Consider the following 3,132-nt stretch of genomic DNA (forward strand, 5'->3'; position numbering starts at 1 on the left):
ACACGCTGAACCCGTCCGACCCGCCACGCCAGGGGCCGCTGCTGCTGGGCGTTTATGGCCGCAAGCCGGGCAGCGTCGCCGGCTTCCATTATTCGCCAGGCTTCGCCAAGGCGGACTTCACCTGGGACGAGTCGCATCTCGATGCGTGGCTGACCGACCCGCAGGCCCTGATCCCCGGCGTGATCATGCCTTACCGGCAGAAGGACCCCGCCACCCGCCAGGCCATCATCGCCTTCCTGAAGGATCAGAAATGACCGCGAAGACCGTCCATTCCATGATCCGGGTGCTCGATGAAGTCCGCTCGGCCGAATTCTACCGCCGCGCCTTCGGGCTGGAGACTGCCGGCCGCTTCGCCTTCGACGACTTCACCCTGGTATATCTGCGCAACGCCGCCTCGCCCTTCGAGGTCGAGCTGACGGTCAACCACGGCCGGACCGAGCCCTATGTGCTGGGCGACGGCTACGGCCATCTCGCGGTCACGGTCGGCGACCTCGATGCCGAGCATGCGCGGATGGAAGGCGCGGGGCTGGAGCCGGGCCCGGTGCGCGACATGCGGCACCAGGGCGAACGCCTCGCCCGCTTCTTCTTCATCTCCGACCCGGACGGATACCGCATCGAGGTGATCGAACGGGGCGGCCGGTTCGTCTGACCGCACCAGGACAGCAAGCATAAAAGCCAGCAAGGGAGAGCGTTCCATGAGAGAGGTCGACCGCCGCATCCAATTCGATCGCCGCCGGTTCCTGCACGGCGTCGCCATCCTGCCGCCCGCCGTCGCGGTGGCGATGCAGGTCGGGCTGCCGATCGGCACCGCCTGGGCCGACACGGCCAAGGCGCTGCAGCCGGCCACGATGCAGACCCTGGTCCGGGTGGCGCGCGACATCTACCCGCACGACCATCTGTCTGATCTCTATTACATCGCCGCCGTCACGCCCTGGGACGACAAGGCGGGTAAGGACGACACGGTGAAGCAGCTGGTCGAGGGCGGCATCGCCCGGCTGGACCAGGATGCGCGGGACCGGCACGGCAGCGCCTATGCCGCGGTGGCGCAGGAGGAGGATCGCATCGCCCTGCTGCGCGGCATCGAACAGACCGCGTTCTTCAAGAAGCTGCGGTCCGATCTGGTGGTGTCGCTCTACAACCAGCACGATCTGTGGCCGATCTTCGGCTACGAGGGGTCGTCGGCCGACAAGGGTGGCTACATCCACCGCGGCTTCGGCGACATCGACTGGCTGCCGGGCGTGTGAGGAGGACATGGCCATGGCACAGTTCGACCTGAACGACGACAGCCTCGTCGTCATCATCGGCTCCGGCGCCGGCGGCGGCACGCTCGGCAACGAACTCGCCCAGAAGGGGATCAAGACCGTGATCCTGGAGGCGGGCGCCCGGCACGAGATCCAGGATTTCATCAACGACGAATGGGCCAGCTTCGTGCAGCTGGCCTGGACCGACGCGCGCACCACCTCCGGCGACTGGCGGGTGGCGCGCGATTTCCCGAACCTGCCGGCCTGGATCGTCAAATCGGTCGGCGGCTCGACCGTGCACTGGGCCGGGGCGTCGCTGCGCTTTGACGAGCATGAGTTCCGGTCGCGCACCACCTATGGCGAGGTGGCGGGCACCACGCTGCTGGACTGGCCGATCACGCTGAAGGAGATGGAGCCCTGGTACGCCAAGGCCGAGGACAAGATGGGCGTGACCCGCACCAACGGCATCCCCGGCCTGCCCGGCAACAACAACTACAAGGTGCTGGAGGCCGGGGCGAAGAAGCTCGGCTACAAGGAGGTGCACACCGGGCGGATGGCGATCAACAGCCAGCCGCGCGACGGCCGGGGCTCGTGCCAGCAGATCGGCTTCTGCTTCCAGGGCTGCAAGTCCGGCGCCAAATGGTCGACGCTGTACACCGAGATCCCGAAGGGCGAGGCCACCGGCAATCTCGAGGTCCGGCCCAGCAGCATGGTGGTGACGATCGAACATGACGCGTCCGGCAAGGTCACCGGCGTGGTCTATGTCGATGGCGACGGCAAGACCCAGCGCCAGAAGGCCCTGGTGGTCGCCGTGGCCGGCAATTCGATCGAAAGCCCGCGGCTGCTGCTGAACAGCCAGTCCAGCCAGTTCCCGGACGGCCTCGCCAACAGCTCCGGTCAGGTCGGGCGCAACTACATGCGCCACACCACCGGCACGGTGTTCGGCATCTTCGACAAGCCGGTGCACATGTATCGCGGCACCACCATGGCCGGCATCGTGCGCGACGAGGCGGCGAACAACCCCAGCCGCGGCTTCGTCGGCGGCTATGAGCTGGAGACGCTGTCGCTCGGCCTGCCCTTCCTGGCCGCGTTCCTCGACCCCGGCGCCTGGGGCCGCAGCTTCACCAGCGCGCTCGACGACTACGCCAACATGGCGGGCATGTGGATCGTCGGCGAGGACATGCCGGCCGAGACCAACCGGATCACGCTCGACCCGACGGTCAAGGACAAGAACGGCATGCCGGTGGCCAGCGTGCATTACGACGACCACGCCAACGACCAGGCGATGCGCGACCACGCCTACCGCCAGGGCAGCGCGATCTACGAAGCGGTGGGCGCGACCCGGGTGTTCCGCACGCCGCCCTATCCCAGCACCCACAATCTCGGCACCAACCGGATGAGCGAGAAGCCGCGCGACGGCGTGGTCAACGGTAATGGCCAGACGCACGACATCAAGAACCTGTTCGTGTCGGATGGCAGCCAGTTCACCACCGGCGCCGCCTGCAACCCGACCCTGACCATCGTGTCCCTGGCCATCCGCCAGGCCGCCTTCATCGCTGATGCGATGGGCAAGCACGAGATCTGAGAGCGGAGGGGGCCGGAAGGCCCCTTATGCCAAAGCCGAAATTATAGACCCGTCATCGCGAGCCCCGCAGGGGCGTGGCGATCCAGAGATCGAGCCGCTGGATCGCCACGTCGCTCCGCTCCTCGCGATGACGATTTTACAGCGCCGGCGTGCCCTCAGGCCGCGACGTCGGCTCTGGCGTCGGGGCCGGCCACGGCGTGGTGCATCGCCCTGGGGCCGACCCAGCTCTGCGTCTGCAGGTAGATCAGGCAGGAGCAGCGCAGCAGCGAGGCGAAGTTGTCGGCCTTGCCGTGCAGGTCCAGCACC

The 3,132-nt window shown here is 67.4% G+C and carries 4 protein-coding genes; all 4 read left to right on the forward strand.

The window, feature by feature from the left end:
* Nucleotides 1-254: c-type cytochrome (locus tag AC3XYG_RS16575; RefSeq protein WP_489140953.1), on the forward strand; the 254-nt coding region annotated here is incomplete at its 5' end.
* Entirely contained in the window at nucleotides 251-649 is a 399-nt protein-coding gene (locus AC3XYG_RS16580; RefSeq protein WP_489140954.1) for a VOC family protein, read from the forward strand. The genes AC3XYG_RS16575 and AC3XYG_RS16580, both read left to right, overlap by 4 nt.
* 46 nt (nucleotides 650-695) lie before the next feature.
* Nucleotides 696-1,244, forward strand: coding sequence for a gluconate 2-dehydrogenase subunit 3 family protein (locus AC3XYG_RS16585; protein WP_489140955.1), 549 nt, complete (start codon nucleotides 696-698; stop codon nucleotides 1,242-1,244).
* A 13-nt stretch (nucleotides 1,245-1,257) separates the two neighbouring features.
* Entirely contained in the window at nucleotides 1,258-2,826 is a 1,569-nt protein-coding gene (locus tag AC3XYG_RS16590) for a GMC family oxidoreductase (protein ID WP_489140956.1), read from the forward strand.
* Nucleotides 2,827-3,132 lie beyond the last annotated feature (306 nt).

Source organism: Inquilinus sp. (assembly GCF_057815775.1).

What these genes read in the sequence shown, in the direction of transcription:
- AC3XYG_RS16590 (WP_489140956.1), top strand. Translation starts at nt 1,258, where the DNA reads ATGGCACAGTTCGACCTGAACGACGACAGCCTCGTCGTCATCATCGGC.
- AC3XYG_RS16580 (WP_489140954.1), top strand. Translation starts at nt 251, where the DNA reads ATGACCGCGAAGACCGTCCATTCCATGATCCGGGTGCTCGATGAAGTC.
- AC3XYG_RS16585 (WP_489140955.1), top strand. Translation starts at nt 696, where the DNA reads ATGAGAGAGGTCGACCGCCGCATCCAATTCGATCGCCGCCGGTTCCTG.